Source organism: uncultured Lawsonella sp. (assembly GCF_947252745.1).
Classification (GTDB): domain Bacteria; phylum Actinomycetota; class Actinomycetes; order Mycobacteriales; family Mycobacteriaceae; genus Lawsonella.
Genome location: NZ_CAMXWW010000006.1, coordinates 62,841 through 79,575, shown reverse-complemented (window position 1 = coordinate 79,575; position 16,735 = coordinate 62,841). Strand labels below are relative to the sequence as shown.

At 56.2% G+C, this 16,735-nt stretch carries 16 protein-coding genes; 12 read left to right on the top strand and 4 right to left on the bottom strand.

Annotated features, from left to right (window positions below):
* Positions 1-21: 21 nt before the first annotated feature.
* Complete coding sequence (locus Q0X28_RS06605) at positions 22-1,005, top strand: tyrosine-type recombinase/integrase (RefSeq protein ID WP_296237362.1); 984 nt, start codon at positions 22-24, stop codon at positions 1,003-1,005.
* A gap of 40 nt (positions 1,006-1,045) precedes the next feature.
* On the opposite strand, the gene Q0X28_RS08605 is transcribed toward Q0X28_RS06605, so the two are convergent.
* Positions 1,046-1,576 (bottom strand): M23 family metallopeptidase, encoded by a 531-nt coding sequence (locus Q0X28_RS08605; RefSeq protein WP_366936983.1) that lies wholly within the window; start codon positions 1,574-1,576, stop codon positions 1,046-1,048.
* Between the two features lie 432 nt (positions 1,577-2,008).
* Here Q0X28_RS08605 and rpsB point away from each other — a divergent pair, with 432 nt between their 5' ends.
* The 5 genes from rpsB (at position 2,009) to Q0X28_RS06575 (ending at position 6,125) form a co-directional block, all read left to right on the top strand.
* Positions 2,009-2,875 carry a 30S ribosomal protein S2 gene (gene rpsB / locus Q0X28_RS06595; RefSeq protein WP_298577194.1) on the top strand — a complete coding sequence of 289 codons (867 nt, stop codon included), beginning with the start codon at positions 2,009-2,011 and terminating at the stop codon, positions 2,873-2,875.
* 29 nt (positions 2,876-2,904) lie between these two features.
* On the top strand, positions 2,905-3,720 hold the full coding sequence (gene tsf, locus Q0X28_RS06590; protein WP_296237356.1) for a translation elongation factor Ts: 816 nt from the start codon (positions 2,905-2,907) through the stop codon (positions 3,718-3,720).
* 153 nt (positions 3,721-3,873) lie between these two features.
* Positions 3,874-4,605 (top strand): UMP kinase, encoded by a 732-nt coding sequence (gene pyrH / locus Q0X28_RS06585; RefSeq protein WP_296237354.1) that lies wholly within the window; start codon positions 3,874-3,876, stop codon positions 4,603-4,605.
* A 39-nt stretch (positions 4,606-4,644) separates the two neighbouring features.
* Positions 4,645-5,202, top strand: a complete 558-nt coding sequence (gene frr, locus Q0X28_RS06580; RefSeq protein ID WP_296237352.1) for a ribosome recycling factor — start codon at positions 4,645-4,647, stop codon at positions 5,200-5,202.
* A complete protein-coding gene (locus tag Q0X28_RS06575) occupies positions 5,199-6,125 on the top strand; it encodes a phosphatidate cytidylyltransferase (protein ID WP_296237351.1) in 927 nt (308 codons plus the stop codon). Before frr ends, Q0X28_RS06575 begins: the two co-directional genes overlap by 4 nt.
* A gap of 203 nt (positions 6,126-6,328) precedes the next feature.
* On the opposite strand, the gene Q0X28_RS06570 is transcribed toward Q0X28_RS06575, so the two are convergent.
* On the bottom strand, positions 6,329-6,742 hold the full coding sequence (locus Q0X28_RS06570) for a lipopolysaccharide assembly LapA domain-containing protein (protein ID WP_298577191.1): 414 nt from the start codon (positions 6,740-6,742) through the stop codon (positions 6,329-6,331).
* A gap of 72 nt (positions 6,743-6,814) precedes the next feature.
* On the opposite strand from Q0X28_RS06570, the gene rlmN reads away from it, so the two are divergent.
* From rlmN to Q0X28_RS06540, 6 genes are all read left to right on the top strand, one after another.
* Positions 6,815-7,924: a 23S rRNA (adenine(2503)-C(2))-methyltransferase RlmN gene (rlmN, locus tag Q0X28_RS06565; RefSeq protein WP_296237349.1), complete on the top strand. Its 1,110-nt coding sequence runs from the start codon at positions 6,815-6,817 to the stop codon at positions 7,922-7,924.
* A 28-nt stretch (positions 7,925-7,952) separates the two neighbouring features.
* Positions 7,953-9,122 (top strand): 1-deoxy-D-xylulose-5-phosphate reductoisomerase, encoded by a 1,170-nt coding sequence (gene dxr, locus Q0X28_RS06560; RefSeq protein ID WP_296237348.1) that lies wholly within the window; start codon positions 7,953-7,955, stop codon positions 9,120-9,122.
* Positions 9,119-10,354, top strand: coding sequence for an RIP metalloprotease (locus Q0X28_RS06555; protein WP_296237346.1), 1,236 nt, complete (start codon positions 9,119-9,121; stop codon positions 10,352-10,354). The genes dxr and Q0X28_RS06555 overlap by 4 nt, the downstream gene beginning before the upstream one ends.
* A 70-nt stretch (positions 10,355-10,424) precedes the next feature.
* Positions 10,425-11,552, top strand: coding sequence for a flavodoxin-dependent (E)-4-hydroxy-3-methylbut-2-enyl-diphosphate synthase (gene ispG, locus Q0X28_RS06550; RefSeq protein ID WP_296237343.1), 1,128 nt, complete (start codon positions 10,425-10,427; stop codon positions 11,550-11,552).
* A 48-nt stretch (positions 11,553-11,600) separates the two neighbouring features.
* Entirely contained in the window at positions 11,601-12,488 is an 888-nt protein-coding gene (gene map, locus Q0X28_RS06545; protein WP_296237341.1) for a type I methionyl aminopeptidase, read from the top strand.
* A gap of 85 nt (positions 12,489-12,573) precedes the next feature.
* Positions 12,574-14,115 (top strand): cobyric acid synthase, encoded by a 1,542-nt coding sequence (locus tag Q0X28_RS06540; RefSeq protein WP_296237339.1) that lies wholly within the window; start codon positions 12,574-12,576, stop codon positions 14,113-14,115.
* A 56-nt stretch (positions 14,116-14,171) separates the two neighbouring features.
* Here the strand turns inward: Q0X28_RS06540 and Q0X28_RS06535 are convergent, their stop codons facing one another.
* Both Q0X28_RS06535 and Q0X28_RS06530 read right to left on the bottom strand, forming a co-directional pair.
* Positions 14,172-15,113 (bottom strand): triacylglycerol lipase, encoded by a 942-nt coding sequence (locus tag Q0X28_RS06535; RefSeq protein WP_298577187.1) that lies wholly within the window; start codon positions 15,111-15,113, stop codon positions 14,172-14,174.
* Positions 15,114-15,209: 96 nt separating this feature from the next.
* Positions 15,210-16,637: a mycothione reductase gene (locus Q0X28_RS06530; RefSeq protein WP_296237336.1), complete on the bottom strand. Its 1,428-nt coding sequence runs from the start codon at positions 16,635-16,637 to the stop codon at positions 15,210-15,212.
* Positions 16,638-16,735: the final 98 nt, after the last annotated feature.

Here is a 16,735-nt window from a genome sequence, read left to right as displayed (position 1 = left end):
TCTCCCCTGCACAGTAGTGGTATGGGACGCGGACATCGAGCACTCAGCACTGTTCACGCCGAACTACCTACCCCGTGGTCGCTCGACCTCGCGGAGTTCGGCGACTATGTCATCGTACGACGCCAATTGTCTGCCAATACCCAACGCTCCTATCTCGCAGACGCACATGGCCTCATCGATTTTTTCCTGCGCGTCACCCAGCCTGGAGTAGAACGAACGACCATAACAGAGGCTAACTGGAACCTCATCACGCTTCCACTGCTTCGTAAATGGCTCTCCCGGGATGTCACCCGTGGAGTGTCTTCAGCCACCATTGCTCGCCACATCGCATCGATCCGCGCACTGTGCGGGTGGGCGGTACGGACTGGGCGAATGGCGACGGACCCCTCCACCCGCCTGCAAACTCCGCCGGTGAAAAAACAGCTTCCGCAAGTTGTTCACCACCAGCAGATGGATAAAGTGTTGGCGGATCTTGCCGCCGCGGCAGAAGAAGGGAACCCGGTAGCGATCCGTGACTGGCTCATCATTGAGTTGCTCTACGACACAGGCATTCGCGTCTCGGAACTCGTCAACCTTGATCTTTCCGCTATTGATCAGGAACGGCGTGTCATTCGCGTGATTGGTAAAGGGAACAAAGAGCGCATCGTTCCCTACGGGCTTCCCGCACAGCGAGCATTGACAGCATGGCTGCAGACCGGTCGCCCCCAACTGGCAAATCAACGTTCACACCAAGCGCTTATCGTGGGTGCGCGAGGTGGTCGCATCGATCCCCGTATCGTCCGGGAAGTCGTTCATATCTCCACTGGTGAGATGCCCGGTGGGGTAGAGGTGGCACCACACGGATTGCGACACTCTGCCGCCACCGCGTTGCTTGAGGGCGGTGCAGATCTGCGAGTAGTGCAAGAGCTATTGGGACATTCGTCGCTCTCCACCACGCAGCTCTACACGCATGTTTCCCCGGAGCGTCTTCGTGCTGTGCACAAACAGGCGCATCCACGCGGATAACACTTCTCCAAGTGAATGGCTGCCGCAGGTGACGGAGACATCAATCAACCCACCGGAGCAAACTGAGCGGCAGGTTCCTCACCAATAGCCAGGGATTCAGATACCCCACCGCATGTCCATGACCCCACCGAGCTCCCCAATGCACACACACGCCGGGACAACCGTGATGGCCGGCGACGACGGATCCTACTTGTTGACCCTGGCGAACCACTTGACCTGCCGATACGATCGGACGAATTGGTTCATACACCGTGTACAGATGTTCACCAGGAGGAACGAGCGGCGAGGGGCCATGGTCGATAACCACAAGTGGCCGGTCCACGACAGTCTCAGCAAACCTGACGGTGCCCGGGCCGGCAGCACGGACAACTTCCCCAACATGGCTAGCCAGATCTACGCCGCGATGTCCCTGTGACCAACGCTCAGGACCGACGGAAAACCCACGTACTGTGCTCCCTGGTACGGGCGGATCGTACCCAGGTCCCGTCAGTGGTTTTTCTGTAGATGATGGCAAAGCTCCAGCTGTAGGTAAGGCTGCGGTGATGAGAGTGAACGCTGTGCTTACACTCATCAGAATCGCCAGTACGATGGCGTTGATACGGCGGAGAAGAGCTGGCACTTTTCGTCCCTTCCCTTGGGATTACTGTGGTGTATCGGTACTACGTAGGTAGTCCGCAGATTATGCCGTACTCAATTCGTTTTTGGGAGAGCTACCAGGTAGAATTTCAACTGCGATGTGTGCATACGGAGGCACATTCGACTTCGCGTAGAAAGCACTACGTCGGGGACTAGCTTCCACTCGCGGAAGGTGACTCTCCCCGTAGCGTCAGGCCCCAATGTTCTGTAGGGAGAACTGGCGATGAGGACCCCCGTGGTTCACACGAGTGATGGGCAAACCTCTTTTCTACCAGGGTGTTCTCAGGGTGAGAACACACTAACCACACAGAAGAAAGCGAGGATGGAGACTGCAGCGTATCGCTGTTCTTCAAGTCTCTACTACAACATGGCTGTTGTAACTATGAAGCAGCTGCTCGACGCAGGTGCACACTTTGGTCATCAGACCCGCCGTTGGAACCCCAAGATGAAGCGTTTCATCTTCACCGAGCGCAACGGCATCTACATCATTGACCTTCAGCAGACCCTTACCTACATCGACGAGGCCTACGACTTCGTGAAGCAGACCGTTGCCCACGGTGGCAACGTACTCTTTGTCGGCACCAAGAAGCAGGCCCAGGAAGCGATTGAGGAAGAAGCCAAGCGCGTGGGTATGCCCTATGTCAACCACCGCTGGCTGGGTGGTATGCTGACCAACTTCCAGACCGTTCACAAGCGTCTTCTCCGTCTCAAGGAACTTGAGAACATGGAGCAGACCGGTGGCTTCGAGGGCCGTACCAAGAAGGAAATTCTCATGCTTACCCGTGAGAAGACCAAGCTTGAGCGCAGCCTCGGCGGTATCCGCGATATGACCAAGGTTCCTTCCGTCATGTGGGTTATCGACACCAACAAGGAACATCTGGCTATCGCTGAAGCCAAGAAGCTCAACATTCCGGTCGTCGGCATCCTCGATACCAACTGCGACCCCGACGACGTTGACTACCCGGTCCCTGCTAACGACGACGCTATCCGCTCCGACGCCATTCTCACCAAGGTGATCGCTTCCGCTATTGCCGAAGGTCTGCAGGCTCGCGCCGAACAGGCTGCCAAGAATGACGTCGCCGACAAGCCCGGCGAAGGTGAACCGCTTGCTGAATGGGAAGCCGAGCAGCTTGCTGCCGCTGCTGCTGATGCTCCGGCAGAAGACGCCGCCGCGGAAGAGTCCCCGGCTGTTGAAGAAGCTCCGGCTGCCGACGCTGCCGCTGACGCCGAGTAATCACTCCACACTTTAGGAAGGTTGCCACAATGGCCAATTTCACCGCTGCAGACGTTAAGCGTCTCCGCGAAATCACCGGCTCCGGCATGATGGCCTGCAAGAACGCCCTCGCCGAGTCTGAAGGTGACTTTGACAAGGCTGTCGAAATCCTGCGTATCCAGGGCGCTAAGGACGTGGGCAAGCGCGCCGAGCGTGCCACCGCGCAGGGTCTGGTTGCTTCTAAGGACGGCGTCGTCATCGAGCTGAATGCCGAGACTGACTTCGTCGCCAAGAACGACCAGTTCATCAACTTGGCTGACAGAATCGTCAACCTCGCTGCCGAAAAGCGCCCCGCCGATCTCGATGAGCTGCTGGCTCTCGACCTTGACGGTGAGACTGTTGCTGATGCTGTCCAGGGTCTTTCCGCCATCATCGGCGAAAAGATGCAGCTTGCCCGCTACGGTAAGCTGGACGGTCAGGTGTCCACCTACATGCACAAGCGCTCTGCCGACCTGCCCCCGCAGGTTGCCGTGCTCGTCCAGTACGAGGGTGATGGAGATGCCGCTGCACACGCTGCCGCAATGCAGATTGCAGCCCTGAAACCGAAATATGTCACTCGTGACGAGGTCCCCGCCGATGTCGTCGCTAAGGAGCGCGAGATCGCCGAGGCCACCGCTCGCGAGGAAGGCAAGCCCGAGCAGGCTCTCCCGAAGATCGTTGAGGGTCGTCTCAACGGCTTCTTCAAGGACGTCTGCCTGGTTGATCAGCCTTCCGTTGCAGAGAGCAAGAAGAGCGTCGGCCAGGTCCTCGACGAAGCTGGTGTGAAGGTTCTCTCCTTCCTCCGCTATGAGGTTGGTCAGCACTAAGACGCTCACAGGGTTGTTGCCGAGCGATAACCCCTATGAAGCATAGAAAAGCGGAGTCACTGTGTCTCTTATGGAAGAGATCTCACGGTGACTCCGCTTTTTACTATCATGGAGAGCAACACACGTATTACAACCTTAAAAGGGGTTCACATAATGTCGGAGGACAACTCCTCACGGTCGCATTACAAGCGCGTCCTGCTGAAACTAGGTGGCGAAATGTTCGGGGGAGGTGCAGTAGGAGTCGACCCCGATGTCGTTGACTCAGTTGCCGCCCAGATCGCCGGGATCGTCGAAGCGGGTACCGAAGTGGCCGTAGTTATTGGCGGCGGTAACTTCTTCCGCGGTCGCGAACTCTCTAAGCGTGGTATGGATCGTTCTCGTTCCGACTACATGGGCATGTTGGGTACCGTCATGAATTGTCTAGCCCTGCAGGACTTCCTCGAACAACGTGGGATCACTACCCGTGTGCAAACCGCCATCACCATGGCGCAGGTTGCCGAGCCTTATCTGCCCCTCCGGGCCATTCGCCACCTGGAAAAAGGCAGGGTTGTCATCTTCGGCGCAGGAATGGGTATGCCCTACTTCTCCACCGATACCACGGCAGCTCAGCGCGCCCTCGAAGTGGGTGCTGATGTGCTACTCATGGCGAAAGCAGTCGACGGTGTCTATACCGCTGACCCCCGCACTAACCCCGATGCCACGATGTTCCACCAGATTACCGCCCGCGAGTGCATTGATCGTGGACTACAGGTCGCCGACGCTACGGCATTCTCCCTGTGCATGGAGAACAAGATGCCGATCCTCGTCTTTAATCTGCTAAAAAAGGGAAACATTGCCCGAGCTGTGAACGGTGATGACATCGGCACGCTCGTTGTCCCCGAGTAAAACAGCTCACCAACCCACCACCAAAGGAAACATTTCACCATGATCGATGAGATTCTCTTCGAAGCAGAAGACAAGATGGATAAAACTGTGGAACACACCCGTGAAAACCTCAGTACCATCCGTGCCGGACGAGCGACCGCCGCCATGTTCAACCACGTTATGGCCGACTATTACGGCGTGATGACTCCTATCAACCAGATGGCCACTATCAATATCCCCGAGGCCCGTCTTGTCCTTATCAAACCCTATGAGCAGAGCCAGATGGCGAATATCGAGAATGCCATCCGTAACTCTGACCTGGGGTTTAACCCTGCTAATGATGGGCAGGTCCTGCGCATCAATGTCCCACAGCTCACCGAAGAGCGCCGTCGCGAGCTAACTAAGCAGGCTAAATCTAAGGGTGAGGACGGCAAGATCGCTCTCCGCGGTATTCGTCGGAAGGCCATGGAGGATCTGAAGAAAATGGATAAGGATGGCGAAGCCGGTGAGGATGAGGTTAAGGCTGCCGAAAAGGAAGTAGACGCACTCACCAAGAAGTACACCCAGAGTATCGACGAGATGGTGGCCGCTAAAGAAACCGACCTCATGGAGGTATGACAGTGTCGACCACTCCAGAGCCCGCACAAGTAGTGAAGAAGAAGCGTAACCCCGGGCGTAATCTGCCAGCTGCATTCGGAACAGGCATCGTCTTCGGCGGGATTGTTCTTTTCCTTGCTCTCGGTGTTCCTGCGCTCACCGACAACACGCTGATTATTCAGCTTGTGTGGAGTGTCGGGGCAGCCATCATGGTGGGCCTCGGGCTCCATGAAGTGCTCAACCATCTGCAAGCACACGGATACCGCATACCCCCCGTCGCGATACACATCATGGCGCAGGCGATCGTGTGGTCGGCACTGGCTGGTGTCACCGGCATCATGGTGGCATTCCTGCTGTCTGTCATGCTGTTCTCAGTAATCCGCCTATTCCTTGACGGGAACAAAGCGGCCCCGACAGGTTGGTTGCGAGATACCAGCATGGGGGGCTTCTTACTGGCATGGATTCCTCTCATGGGCGCCTTTACTACCGTCCTGATGGGCTTTGAGACTGCCGATGGGACTCTGAAAGGGAACCTCCTGCTCGTGACATTCGTTGTCACAGTCGTATGCTCTGACACCGGTGGTTACACCTTCGGTGTACTGTGGGGGAAGCACCCACTCGCCCCGAAAGTTAGTCCGAAGAAATCGTGGGAAGGCCTCACTGGTTCTCTTGTCTGCGCGCTGATTGCAGCTATCCCCATGACGGTCTTTCTGCTCAAGCTTCCCGGGTGGGTTGGTATTGTGTTGGCAGTGGGCCTGGTCTTCTCAGACATCTTCGGTGATCTGGTGGAGTCGCAGGTTAAGCGTGAGCTCGGCATTAAAGATATGAGCAACCTGCTTCCTGGCCATGGCGGCATGATGGACCGTGTCGACGGCATGCTTCCGAGCGCAGCTATGACATGGATTGTCCTCACCATCGCCGTTGCCCTCAACGGGCTGTTCTAACACCAGTTGTAGCTCTTCCCATCTGCTATGCTGTGCCGGCTTCTGACCACACAACACAGATCGGGAAGGGTATGTTGAGCACACGGATAGAGAAAAGGCGCTGTGGCCACCTTAGAGGTGTCCACAGCGCCTTGCAGTATCTATCCTCCCGGGGAGAGTCTAGGGACTCCTCTCCGTTAGAGAGAACCACTAATGCTGTGCGCTTAGAGATTGGTCGTGTCCTTGTTTGTACTTCGTGCCACCTGGCGACGTAGCTGAATAATGCGTACCGATCCGATAAGCGCCATGATGAGAGCACCTGCGATGGCCGCAAGAAGCATTCCTACTCCCAGAGGGAACGACATCTGCCAGGTAAAGAGAGTCATCGACACCTGATCAAGATTCTGCAAAACGAAGACCAGCAACAGGATAAGGAGTAGCATCCCCAGGAAGAGGAAAACCCAGGTCGCACCTACTTTACTGGAAGTCTTAGCGGGCTTTTCAGAGATCGACAAATGAGGGGAAGCATCCATACGACCAGTGGGGGGAATTGCCGGGGCGTTCACGGTGGAAGTTGTTGAGACGCCGGGTGCAGGGGAACCGGTGATCGGCTGAGAATCGCTATTCTTGGTGCTCATGCTGCTAATTCTTGCAGAATCTCGGGAGCCGTGTGAAGAAAATTAGTCGAGAGCTGGCACAATGGAGGTGCTATGACGATTTCTGTACCTCTCGCCCGTGGCCCCCGTCGAGGGCTTCCCCCAACGCACTTTGCCGATCTCACTATTCCCGAGGTCAAGGACAAAATGCGTGAACTTGGGCTGCCTGCCTACCGAGCAGACCAAATCGCACGTCACTATTATGGCCGTTATGAAGCCGATCCACTGCAGATGACCGACCTTCCCGCCGGTGTCCGGGAAGCGGTGAAGGATGCTCTGTTCCCGCAGCTCCTCAGCCCGGTTCGCTATATAGAGGCAGACGGGGGAGCTACCCAGAAGACGCTCTGGAAGTCGCCGGACGGCACCGTCCTCGAATCCGTTCTCATGCGCTACAGTGACCGTGCAACGCTCTGTATCTCCTCACAAGCAGGCTGTGCACAGGCATGCCCTTTCTGCGCTACGGGACAGCTGGGTATTCAACGCCAACTCTCGGCGGCTGAGATTGTTGAGCAAGTGCGTGTGGCTGCCAGCATTATGGAAAAAGGGGAGATGAAGGGAGGCCCGGGCCGTCTCTCCAACGTGGTCTTTATGGGGATGGGAGAGCCACTAGCCAACTACAAGCGAGTTCTGCGAGCAGTTCGACAGATTACCGCACCCATCCCACAAGGTTTTGGCATCTCACAACGTCACGTCACAGTGTCAACAGTAGGGGTGGCCCCCGCTATTCGCCGTTTGGCAGAGGAAGATCTCGCCGTCACCCTGGCAATTTCCTTGCACTGTCCCGACGACGAACTCCGCAATACCCTCGTCCCCGCCAATAACCGATGGCCTCTTGCTGACGTCATCGATGCAGCTAAGTATTACGCTGATCGTACTGGCCGACGCATCTCGATTGAATATGCGCTTATTCGCGACGTCAATGATCAACTCTGGCGCGCTGACATGCTGGGCCAGCTCCTCCATCGGGAGCTCCAGCAGATGGCACATGTCAACCTCATCCCCCTCAATCCCACCCCCGGAAGTGAGTGGGATGCTTCCCCCCGAGACCGCCAAGACGCCTTTGTCGCGCATGTGAGCGCGCAGGGTGTGACCTGTACCGTGCGCGATACTCGCGGACAAGACATCGCGGCAGCCTGTGGTCAACTCGCCGCAGAAGAGAAGTAGACTAGGCGGAAAGAAGAAAGAAGATCCAGTGACCGAGCCCCGTTCTATTCTCTTACTCGGGTCTACCGGCTCCATCGGTACCCAAGCCCTCGATATTATCCGTGACAATCCACACCTGCTGAAGGTTGTCGGCCTGGCAGCAGGTGGCACTACGCAGCAGTCTGTCGACCTTCTCTGTGATCAGATTCTGGAGTTCGGCGTCACCGAAGTCGCAGTAGCCGATCCCGCCGCTGCACAGTGTGTCCAAGATCGGACTGGGGTCACTGTACGGGCGGGAGCCAGCGCCGCAACCGATCTCGTTGCATCCGTCCCCGCGCACACAGTCCTCAATGGACTCGTCGGGTCGTTGGGGCTAGGGCCCACACTTGCTGCCATAGAAGCGGGAGAAATCCTTGCCCTGGCCAATAAAGAGTCTCTGGTCGCCGGTGGGGAACTAGTCATTGCTGCTGCCCAACCAGGGCAGATCGTGCCCGTCGATTCAGAACACTCTGCTTTTGCACAATGTTTGCGGTCGGGGCGGACAACAGAAGTAGCACGCCTGGTGCTCACAGCTTCTGGAGGACCGTTCCGGGGGTGGACGCGACAACAATTAGAGTCGGTGACCCCAGAACAGGCAGGAGCTCATCCCACCTGGAATATGGGGCCAATGAATACACTCAACTCTGCCTCCCTCGTCAACAAAGGGTTGGAGCTCATCGAAGCACACCTGCTGTTCGGAATAAGCTACGACGCCATCACCGTTGCCGTCCACCCGCAATCCATCGTCCACTCAATGGTTACGTTCGTAGACGGATCGACCATTGCGCAGGCCTCTCCGCCATCGATGAAGATTCCCATCTCGCTAGGAATGATGTGGCCAGATCGAGTCCCAGATGCGGCACCCGCCTGCGATTTCAGTCGTCCGCAAGAGTGGAGTTTTGAACCGCTCGATAACGACGTCTTTCCCGCAGTCGAGCTTGCCCGTGCAGCAGGACGAGCCGGTGGAACGATGACCGCCGTGTATAACGCCGCTAATGAAGAAGCAGCCGCCGCATTCCTTGCCGGGAACTTAACCTTCCCCGCAATCGTTGATACTGTTGCGGACGTTCTTTCCGAAGCCGACCAGTGGGTAGCGACCCCCAGTAGTGTCGGGGATGTTCTCGCTACCGAAGCGTGGGCGCGCGTACACGCCCAGCAGAAGCTCCAGGAGCATGCATGACCTTTGCCCTCGGCATCATTCTTTTTATCATCGGCGTCGCCGTCTCGGTGGCGCTCCATGAAGCGGGGCATTTACTTACCGCCAAATGGTCGGGAATGCGCGTCCGTGCCTATTTCATCGGTTTCGGACCAACACTATTTTCCCGCCGTAAAGGGGAAACTGAGTACGGTATTAAGGCATTGCCGTTGGGCGGTTTCTGCGATATCGCTGGTATGACCATCTTGGATGAGGAGCTGACCGAAGAAGAAGCTCCCGATGCCATGTATAAAAAGCCCGCCTGGAAACGCATCATTGTGATGCTGGGTGGAATCTTCATGAACATCCTCCTGGGTGTTGTCCTCATCTGGGTGGTTGCGGCAGCATGGGGTCTTCCCAATATGGACTCACCTATGGTGACGCGTGTCGCCGCCACCACCTGTGTGGCTGACCAGCGTACAGACGGCACAGTTGCCGACTGCACTGGCAAAGGTCCGGCAGGCACTGCTGGAGTGCAAGCGGGAGACATCATCACGCATGTCAATGGGACGCGAATTAAGAATCCTGATCAGGTCATTTCGCTCACTCAATCCGCGACGTCGACAGTGACATACAGTGTTGAGAGAGCCGGTAAGAACTACACCTACCGTATTGAGCCGCAACAGGCATTGCGATTGGTGAAGAAACCGGACGCCGGTGAAGATGGCAAAGGTACGCTCCGTCGGGTTGCCGTTGCCGGAGTGAGCGTTCGACAGGAACCGCTTGAACCTCTCCGCCACTACAATGTGGCTACAGCTTTTCCCGCTGCCGTCAGTTTCTCCTGGGATCTGAATGGAGCCATTGCAAAGGCTCTCGTTAATATTCCTTCCCAGATTCCAGGCCTCGTCAAATCCATCTTCGGTGGAGAACGATCGGCAAATAGCCCCATGAGTGTAGTGGGTGCTTCGGTGGCCGGTGGTGACGCACTTGCTTTCGGCTCCTGGTCCGTTTTCTTGATGCTGTTGGCGCAAATTAACTTCTGCCTCGCGCTTTTCAACCTCATCCCACTGCCTCCTTTGGATGGTGGCCACGTGATGGTCATCATCTACGAGAAACTGCGGGATGCTATCCGCCGTCTCCAAGGTAAAGAGCCGTTGGGGCCAGCCGACTACTCTAAGCTGCTGCCACTGACCACAATTGTGGTAGGTCTCCTAGTTTTGCTGTTTATCGTGACGGTGATCGCTGATGTGGTGAACCCGGTTCGGCTTATGCAGTAAACGTGCGCAGTGACTAGCATTAGAAAGTGATACAGAAAGGTGTCCCGAGCCTTTCGAGAGGAGAATCATCGTGACCGATGTGGATCTGGGAATGCCCCAAGCTCCCGAACCGGTACTCCATCCCCGCCGGAAAACCCGTCAGCTGATGGTGGGGAATGTGGGCGTGGGCTCCGATTTTCCGGTCTCTGTCCAATCGATGACCACCACTCGTACCCATGACATTAACGCCACTCTGCAACAGATCGCAGAGCTTGCCGCTGCCGGCTGCGACATTGTACGTGTTGCCTGCCCGCGACAGGAAGATGCTGATGCGTTGGCAGCCATCGCGGCAAAGAGCCCTATCCCGGTCATTGCCGACATCCACTTCCAGCCACGCTATATCTTCGCCGCTATTGATGCTGGCTGTGCCGCTGTTCGCGTGAACCCCGGTAATATTCGTGAGTTCGATGGACGAGTGAAGGAAGTGGCCACTGCTGCCCGTGCTGCCAATATCCCCATCCGTATTGGTATTAATGCCGGTTCTCTCGACAAACGATTACTAGAAAAGTACGGTAAGGCCACGCCCGAGGCGCTCGTTGAATCTGCGCTCTGGGAAGCCGGTCTTTTTGCAGAGCACGATTTCCACGACATTGCCATCTCGGTAAAACACCATGATCCCGTGACGATGGTGCGGGCCTATGAACTGCTGGCAGCCCAGTGCGACTACCCACTGCACTTGGGTGTTACCGAAGCTGGGCCCGCCTTCCAAGGCACGGTTAAGTCGTCAGTTGCCTTCGGTACGCTCCTTGCGCAAGGCATCGGGGATACTATTCGCGTCAGTCTGTCTGCACCGCCAGTAGAAGAGATTAAGGTCGGCGAAGCTATTCTGCGAAGTTTGAACCTTCGCCCCAAGCGCCTGGAGATCGTCTCCTGCCCCTCATGTGGACGCTGCCAGGTGGACGTTGTTGAACTAGCGAATGAGGTCGAAGAGGGCCTCAAGGACGTATCCTTCCCGTTGCGCGTGGCGGTTATGGGTTGCGTTGTCAACGGCCCAGGTGAAGCTCGTGAAGCTGATTTGGGCTGTGCTTCAGGTAATGGCAAAGGACAAATTTTCGTGAAGGGTCAAGTCATTAAGACTGTGCCGGAAAAGGAGATCGTCCCCACTCTTATTGAGGAAGCTCAGCGCATCGCCGATGAGCAAGGTCTTTCCGCCGAGTAACCCCATTACCGACCCCACTTGAAATATCCTATTGGGAGAGGACTATCGATGACTCGAGGACCGCTATACCCTGGCAAACCCACCCCTATCCGTACTGTTCCCGCTGATATTGAGCGGCCTGAATATGTGTGGAAGGACGATGTGCAAGAAGCCATCGGTGAGCCCTATGTGCAGACTCCCGAGGTCATTGAGGCGATGCGGGAAGCCTCCACAATTGCCGCTGATGCACTCCAGGTGGCCGGGGAGGCGGTTGCTCCCGGCGTGACCACCGACGAAGTGGATCGCATTGCGCACGAGTACATGTGTGACCACGGAGCATACCCTTCTACACTGGGATATCGAGGCTTTACCAAGTCCTGCTGTACGTCACTCAATGAGATTGTGTGCCATGGTATTCCAGATTCCACAGTGATTCAGGAAGGCGATATCGTCAACATTGACGTCACCGCATTTAAGAACGGCGTACACGGCGACACGAACGCAACATTTTTTGCTGGAGAACCCAGCGAAGAACACCGCCTTCTTGTAGAACGCACCCATGAGGCGATGTGGCGCGGTATTAAGGCGATTCGACCCGGTCGTCAGGTGAATGTTATCGGTCGCGTTATTGAGTCTTACGCCAAGCGCGTCGGCTATAACGTTGTGCGCGACTTTACTGGCCATGGTGTTGGCCCCACTTTTCACAATGGTCTGGCAGTGTTGCACTACGATGAGCCTTCCGTCACTGACATCATGGAACCGGGTATGACGCTCACCGTTGAACCGATGATCAACCTTGGCTCGCTAGCCTACGATATTTGGGACGATGGATGGACAGTGCAAAACCGCGACCGCCTCTGGACTGCCCAGTTCGAACACACCATCTTGGTGACAGAGGATTCGTACGAAGTACTGACAATCCGCTCAGATGGAACTGGGGACCCCGCGCACCGCTAGCAGGTCAACGTGACACCACGGGCATACTGAGAACGCTTCACTCGGTATGCCCTTCGTGTGCACGAGAGGGAAGGAGGGGAGACCCATGAGGACCCTCGTTGATGCAGTGCTCCAGATTGCCCAGTCTGCTGCGACGGACGAGCTTGCTCCTGCGGTTCTTATCGCTGGCTGTACCTCTAATGCGGGAAAATCTGTGCTCGTCACCGCGTTATGCGCAGTGCTGCGTCACCGCGGACTGCGAGTGGCTCCTTTCAAAGCACAAAACATGTCCAACAACGCTGCGGTCACTCCAGACGGGGGAGAGATCGGACGAGCGCAGTATGTGCAGGCCAAAGCCTCTGGTATCACTCCGTCGACCTTCCTTAACCCGATTCTCCTCAAGCCACGGAGTGACCAGCGATCGCAGCTCATCGTGCACGGTAAACCGGTAGCCGATGTCGGGGCCCGTGACTATTTTCCCGACCGTCGAGGATTGCGGAAGCTGTGTGTGGAAGACCTCCAGCAGTTACGTCGCGAGTACGACATTGTGGTGTGCGAAGGGGCCGGATCTCCAGCTGAGGTGAATTTGCGTGCCACCGATATCTCGAATATGGGGTTGGCAGCTGCCGCCAGCATTCCGGTGATTGTGGTGGGGGATATTGACCGTGGGGGAGTGCTGGCGCACTTTGTGGGAACCTATGAGCTCCTTGATGACGCTGATAGGGAGCTGCTGCAAGGTTTCATCGTCAATAAGTTTCGTGGTGATGAAGCCCTTCTGGAACCAGGTCTTGTGACGGTAGAGGAGCGAACTGGAGTTCCCGTTTTGGGTGTAGTGCCCTTTGTGCAGGGCTACTGGTATGGTGCGGAAGACTCCTTGCAAGCAGTGGAAGGCCAGTATGTTGGGGTGCCGCAGCCAGCAGCGGGGACGACGCGGCTCCGTATCGCGGCCATCCGTTATCCACGCCTAGCTAATGCGACGGATCTTGAAGCGCTGTCCTATGAGCCGGGCGTTGACGTGTATTGGGCGAGACACCCAGGGGAAGTGGAGACTGCCGATGCTGTTGTCCTGCCAGGGAGTAAAGACACGTTGGCTGATCTTCAGTGGTTGCGGAGCCGTGGTCTCGATAAAGCAGTGACACAGGCGGGAGCGGCGGGGAAAATGGTGATGGGGTTGTGCGGGGGATATCAGATGCTGGGCTGCTTTCTGGTCGACGAAGCTGAGTCGGTAAGTGGGCTGGGGTTGCTCCCCGTGAAGATTTGCTATGCATCTACTAAGACCGTGGCTGAGTTCTCCGGCTCCCTGGTGTCACTGCCTGCCGGGGGAGTACAGGGTAGTGCTCAAGCGGTGACGTATCCCGTGCAGGGGTATGAGATTCATGAAGGGTGTTCTACGTATCTGGATGGAGAACCTTTGCTCAACTATACGGATGGCACACCGGAGGGATGCCGCGTCGGAACAGTGTGGGGGACACACTGCCACGGTTTTTTCCACAATGATGCGGTTCGTCAGCTCTGGCTGCGGCACGTTGCGCAGTCTGTGGGCAAGACTGGCTTTGTGCTGCATGAGCCGCCGATTTCTGCCACGGCGGTGGAAGAAGCGCAGGTGGATCTCCTCCGGTGCGCAATAGATCACTGCCCTGCACGCTAGTGCGCGAGGGCAGTGATGATGAGGTAGACGAAGTGACGGGTCCGTTACCCTCGTGACTATTTATTAGCGAGGCAATTCGGATGTGCGCCCGGTTGTGTGGATTGGGACAGTGCCCATCGAATGACCCGTAGTGCTCGGTAATCGATGTGGGTATCGGAATGGTCTATTTCGTCATCCGCAGGGATATTACACAACTGTTTGATGTTGATATTAAAGACGGTCGCACCCTTTACCGGGTTGGTGATGAAACCAGACTGCCAGGGCGTGGCTTGTTTGTCATCCGGGGTGACCATGACGACGTAGGTTACGCCAGAGACGGTATCCCGATGCTTGTTGAGGTTGGTCATGAAAGGCGAGTCCACCATCTGCTCGTAGACCGCAGGGCCGACGATCGGTTCAGAGATTATCGGGAAAAGGTGGGGCATAGCGTATTTCACCATGGTCGCCGCACCCATCAGAGTGGTGCCATGATGGGTGCCCGATAGGAACATAGCTACACGTACGTCTTTCCCACCGTAGCGGGTAATCCGATTGCGAATAATGAGACCACCCTGGGAGTGCCCAATGAGGTCAACTTTCTTTGCGCCAGTCTTACGCTTCACCTTTTCGATGAAAGCATTGACTTGAGCTGTTGTTTCATCAACGTGGGCAAGTCCGTAATACTCTGGGTTCATCTTGGTGTAGAGAATATCTGGGTTATAGCCGGCATTGATGCCATAGACGCAGTAACCGTTATCGTGCAGCATCTGGGTAGTGTCAATCTGGCTCAACTGACGTGAGAACGTTCCGTGAATCATGATGACCGGAGTTGGATGCTTGGCAGAGCGACAGTCCCAATGGTTGAGGATAGCGGGGACGCCATCCTTCATCGGAACGTCGTCTTGGTCAATGGCATCATCGGCGTTTGCCCGGGGAAGGCTGGCCGACGGTAGAGCACAAAGCAACGCTAGTGCAGCAAGAGTTGCTCCAGTCTTGCGCAGGAAGCGAGTGCGAAGCATGGTTGTCTATTCTCCCGTGTGTGAAAAGCCCAATAAAAACATGGCCACCAGCTACAACAGTACGCTGGTGGCCATGTTGCAGAGTTGTCTCACATGTTACTGAATATCGAGACCCAACAAAGCATTCTCTACAACTTCGGTCAATGCAGGGTGAATCCAGTATTGACCCCGCGCCATGTCAGAAACCTTTAGATGGAAGCTCATGGCCTGAATAATGGGTTGAATGAGCAAACTAGCTTCATGCCCGAGTACGTGTGCGCCGAGCAGCTCACCAGTTGCCGCGTTCGCAATGAGTTTGACGATCCCGTGCTTGTCTTCCATAGCCCAGCCGTAGGCGACATCACCGTACTTCTGAACTTTGACCGTCACAGGGAAGCCCTCTGCTTCCCCCTTAGCACGGGCCGCTTCTTCAGTGAGGCCGACATGGGCAATCTGGGGGTTGGTGAAAATAGCAGCCGGGACCACCTGGTGGGGCATCTTCCGATAGTCTGCGGGTGACTCTGCCATGAGATTATGCTGGACAGCGCGCATCTCCGCATTAGCAACGTGCTTAAGTTGGTAAGGAGACGAGATATCACCGAAAGCCCATACATCAGGTGCGGTGGTACGGCCAAACTCATCGACGACGACACGTCCCTTCTCGACCGTGACACCGGAGTTGTTCTCGAGTCCCAGGCGATCGACATTGGGTGTGCGGCCGGTAGCAACGAGCAAAGCATCTCCAGCGACGGTGCTGCCGTCCGCAAAAGTGATGGTGGTCTCGAGGTACGAGGAGCCGTCTTCACGCTGCTTTTCTATCTGGTTAATGGCAGTCGTCCCTTGTCCGAGACGCACATCCCATTTCTCGCCTGCGATCTCCGTAAAGAGTTCAGCGAGTTCATAGTCAAGGTGCTTGAGGAGTACCTGGGAACGGCCGATCAGTGTCACTTCCGCACCCATCCCAGAAAACACATTGGCGAACTCAGTGGCAATATAGCCAGAACCGAGAATGACAAGATGCTCTGGAACACGGTCAATGCGCATGATGTCCTCGTTGGTGTAGTACTGCACCCCAGACTCAGTGACCACTCCGGGAACAGCCGCGCGCGAGCCAGCCGCCAGGACAACACGGTCGGCGGTGATCTCATGAGTGTCGGCGCCGTTGCGGTCGGCTACTCGGAAACGCTTTTCACCAATGAACTCAGCATGTCCATAGACATCGATATTGCTGCAGTCCTCTACACGGTAACGCTCGCCACCAGCAGAAATAGGATCAATGCGGTTCCACACCCGATCCACAATTTCCGCCCATCGCACCTCATTGACCTGAGCGTTGACACCCAGACGATCCAGGTCTTGCAGGTCATGAATTCGATCAGCAGGGTAAACAAACATCTTGGTGGGAATACACCCAACGTTGAGGCAGGTGCCACCGAAAATTTTGTCTTCGCAGAGAGCGATCTTCAGGCTGCCGAAGCGTTCATCAAAAAGTGAGTTACCAGAGCCAGTGCCGATGACGACAAGGTCATAATGTGTTGCAGTCATTCAACCATCCTTGTGAAGTGTGCTGCTAAGCCTTGCTCAGAAGAGGCTTTTCCGCGAGGAGAGAAGGTCACCTCCCATGGTATACGCCCGATCGCTTC